Here is a 2,969-nt window from a genome sequence, read left to right as displayed (position 1 = left end):
CCCGGCCCCGTCGGCGTCGTGGCCGCGTCCGGCACCGGCGCCCAGCAGGTGACGTGCCTGCTCGACTGGGCGGGCACCGGCGTCAGCCACGTGCTGGGCGTGGGCGGCAGGGACCTGTCGGCCGAGGTGGGCGGCCTGTCCACCCTGCGTGCCCTGCGCATGCTGGACGAGGACCCGGCCACTGAGCTGATCGTGCTCATCTCCAAGCCGCCCTCCCCCGAGGTGGCGCGGACCGTGCAGGACTCGGTGGAGCGGCTGCGCACGCCGGTGCTGTTCGCGCTGCTCCCTGAAGTCGACCTGACGGAGGCGACCGAGCGGGCCCTGCACGCGCTCGGCAGGCCCGTGCCCGAGTGGCCGGCCTGGCCCGCGTGGTCGGGGAAGCAGAGCCGGGCCAAGACCATCAAGGGCGTCTACTCCGGCGGGACGCTCAGCGCGGAGGCCGCGCTGGTCGCCGGCCGTGCCGGCTCGGCAGGGGGCGACTTCGTGGACTACGGCGACGACGCCTACACCAGGGGGCGGGCGCACCCCATGATCGACCCGACCCTCCGCGTCGAGGCGCTGGCCCGCGCTCATGAGACCGACCTGGTGCTCATGGACGTCGTGCTCGGCCACGGCGCCGACCCCGACCCCGCCGCCTCACTGGCCCACGCCGTCGCCCGTACCCCCGCCACCGTCGTGATCGCCCTCATCGGCACCGAGGGCGACCCCCAGGACCTGCACCGGCAGGCCGCCGCCTTCCGGGAGGCGGGCGCGGCCGTGTTCACGTCCAACGCCCAGGCCGCCAGGCACGCCAGGAGCCTCCTATGAGCCTGCTCTCCGCCCCTCCCCGCGTCATCACGGTCGGCGCGGGCCTGCTCGACGAGGCGCTCAGGGCGCAGGCCGTCCAGACCACCCCCGTCAGCTGGCGACCGCCCCTGCCCGGCACCGCCGAGGCCCTGGCCACGGTGCTCGCCGACCCGCGCAGGCAGGCCGCCAACGAGCTGGCCGTGAGCAGGCTGACCTCCGCGCGCCCGCACCTGGTGGGGCTTCGGCGGGCGTCGGAGGTCCTCGAGGAGAGGACGTTCCTGCACGCGGGCCCGCCCATCACCTGGGAGCGCGCCTCGGGCCCGATGCGCGGCGCGCTGATCGGCGCGATGCTGCTCGAGGGCCTGGCGGACGACGAGCACAACGCCGAGCGCAGGCTGGCGGCCGGCGAGATCACGCTGCGGCCGTGCCACGAGCACGCCACCGTGGGCCCGATGGCGGGCGTGGTGAGCCCGTCCATGTGGTTGTTCGAGGTACGCGACGACGAGCACGGCGGCACCGCGTACTGCTCGCTGAACGAGGGCCTGGGCAAGGTCCTCAGGTACGGCGCCTACGGACCGGAGGTGCTGGAGCGGCTGCGCTGGATGGACGCGGTGCTCGGCCCCGCGCTGAAGGCGACGCTGGAGCGCACGGGGCCCATCGACCTGCGCTCGCTGATCGCGCAGGCCCTGCAGATGGGCGACGAGCTGCACAACCGCAACCGCGCCGCCACCTCGCTCCTGCTGCGCGAGCTGGCCCCCACCGTGGTCGAGGCCGTCCCCGGCGACGCCGCCGAGATCCTGCGCTTCATCAACGGCAACGACCACTTCTTCCTCAACCCCGCCATGGCCGCCGCCAAGGTCAGCACCGACGCGGCCCGCGACGTGCCCGGTTCCTCCCTGGTCGTCGCCATGGCCAGGAACGGCACCGACTTCGGCGTCCAGGTCTCCGGGCTGGGCGGGCGCTGGTTCACCGGGCCCGCCGGCGTGCCCGACGGGCTCTATCTGGGCACGTACGGGCCGGACGACGCCAACCCGGACATCGGCGACTCTACGATCACCGAGACGTCGGGGCTGGGCGGGTTCGCGATGGCGGCCTCGCCGGCCATCGTGCGGTTCGTGGGCGGCGAGGTGGCCGACGCGGTGCGGGCCACCCGCTCCATGTACGAGATCACGCTCGCCGAGCACCCCGCCTACCAGATCCCGGGGCTCGGCTTCCGCGGCACGCCCGTCGGCATAGACATCACGCTCGTCGCCAGGACCGGCCTGCTGCCCGTGGTCAACACCGGCATCGCGGGCCGCGTCGCGGGAACGGGACAGGTGGGCGCCGGCCTGGTCAAACCGCCGGTGGAGGCGTTCACGGCCGCCCTGCTGGCGCTCGCCGAGCAAGCCTCTTGAACGCCGACATATCAGCAGGTCAAGACCTTTGTCAGGCTGCTTCAGCTTCCCTTGCGCATTGCCCGCCTATATCGTAACGAACCACTTTCAATTGGTTGCAGTGCGGGATGGGGGCGGGAAGATGGCAGCCGACCGCTTGCTCAGCGGACCCGGCCCGGAGGGAGGTGCCCCTAGCGGCGCCCCGCAGAGCCAGGGCCGCTTGATCGGCCGGCGGTACCGTCTCATGTCGCCGGTCGGCAGGGGCGGCATGGGCATGGTGTGGCACGCCCACGACGTCCTGCTCGACCGGGATGTGGCGGTCAAGGAGCTGATCCTCCCGTACGGGCTCGACAACGCGGGCAAGCAGGTGGCGCACCGGCGCATGCTGCGCGAGGCCAGGTCGGCCGCGCGGCTGACGCATCCCGGCATCGTGACCGTGCATGACGTGGTCGAGGAGGACGGCCGCCCGTGGATCGTGATGGAGCTGGTCCGCGCGTGGTCCCTGGAGCAGGCCGTACGCCAGAGCGGGCCGCTGCCGGTGATCCAGGCGGCCGAGATCGGCATCCGGGTGCTCGACGCGCTCAGGCACGCGCACGCCGCCGGGATCCTGCACCGCGACATCAAGCCCGGCAACGTGCTGCTGACCTCGGACCGGGTGGTGCTGACCGACTTCGGCATCGCGGCCATCGAGGGCGACGTGACGATCACGCAGACGGGGCTGCTCATGGGGTCGCCCGCGTACATCCCGCCGGAGCGCCTTTCCGGGCAGCCGATCACGCAGGCGGCCGACCTGTGGTCGTTCGGCGCGAC

At 73.2% G+C, this 2,969-nt stretch carries 2 protein-coding genes and 1 pseudogene; all 3 read left to right on the top strand.

Going from position 1 to position 2,969, the window contains the following annotated elements:
* Window positions 1–807 (top strand): annotated as a pseudogene (locus AB0J09_RS60980) (FdrA family protein); the annotation flags it as partial.
* Window positions 804–2,180 (top strand): DUF1116 domain-containing protein, encoded by a 1,377-nt coding sequence (locus AB0J09_RS60975; protein WP_360713137.1) that lies wholly within the window; start codon window positions 804–806, stop codon window positions 2,178–2,180. The pseudogene AB0J09_RS60980 and the gene AB0J09_RS60975, both read left to right, overlap by 4 nt.
* Before the next feature lie 199 nt (window positions 2,181–2,379).
* Window positions 2,380–2,969, top strand: a 590-nt coding sequence (locus tag AB0J09_RS60970) for a serine/threonine-protein kinase (protein ID WP_360713135.1), incomplete at its 3' end; no start/stop codon positions are given.

It is taken from the genome of Nonomuraea sp. NPDC049784 (assembly GCF_040659615.1).
Taxonomy (GTDB): domain Bacteria; phylum Actinomycetota; class Actinomycetes; order Streptosporangiales; family Streptosporangiaceae; genus Nonomuraea.
The sequence above is the reverse complement of the archived record's forward strand: the minus strand, read 5'-3'. Positions and strand labels throughout refer to the sequence as shown.

What these genes read in the sequence shown, in the direction of transcription:
- AB0J09_RS60975 (WP_360713137.1), top strand. Translation starts at nt 804, where the DNA reads ATGAGCCTGCTCTCCGCCCCTCCCCGCGTCATCACGGTCGGCGCGGGC.